Origin of the sequence: Mesorhizobium sp. M5C.F.Ca.IN.020.32.2.1, from assembly GCF_004023105.1 — a bacterium.
In the GTDB taxonomy this organism is placed as follows: Bacteria; Pseudomonadota; Alphaproteobacteria; order Rhizobiales; family Rhizobiaceae; genus Mesorhizobium; species Mesorhizobium wenxiniae.
Map to the genome: position 1 here is coordinate 1 of NZ_RZSX01001613.1, position 534 is coordinate 534.

The 534-nt window shown below is 62.5% G+C and carries 1 protein-coding gene; it reads right to left on the reverse strand.

Annotation, left to right across the window (positions count from 1 at the left end):
- Positions 1-534, reverse strand: a 534-nt coding sequence (locus EOA86_RS37760) for a hypothetical protein (RefSeq protein ID WP_128345894.1), incomplete at both ends; no start/stop codon positions are given.

Here is a 534-nt window from a genome sequence, read left to right on the forward strand (position 1 = left end):
GCTTAGCCCGAGCGCCTTGAGCGAACGCGCCATGTTTTGCCGAGCCTGACCCTCGAACCGCTGCCGGAACTCCTCGGTGTGAAAGATATGCGTGCGGGCGAGGAAACTCTTCAGAACCGCACTGCGGCCGGCACGCCACATTGGCTCTTCCACCCAGGCATATTCGCGGCGAACCGCTTGCTCATAGGCATCGAATGCATCAGGCGTCGCACCCAGGATCGCCAGATCCATATCGAGGAACAGCGCTGCGTCGCGGACGGCATTCTCGTCGTCAAAGTGCGGCAATTCATGCGTGGCGGTGGCGATGATCATCGCTGCGATGCGGTCCAGGCGCTCCGTATCCGAGCGGCCGGCGAGTTTTTTCTCGGCAAGGGCGGCACTCCTCGCCTCATTGTCCTTGGCTCGGCTGTCATAGATGGCATCGTGGAACCAGATCGCCGCCTCGACCGCCTCGGGATCGTGCAGGGATGCCCTATAGCCGGCGGCCAACGCCATCATCGCCTCGATATGGGCAAGGCCGTGATAGTGGCGGTC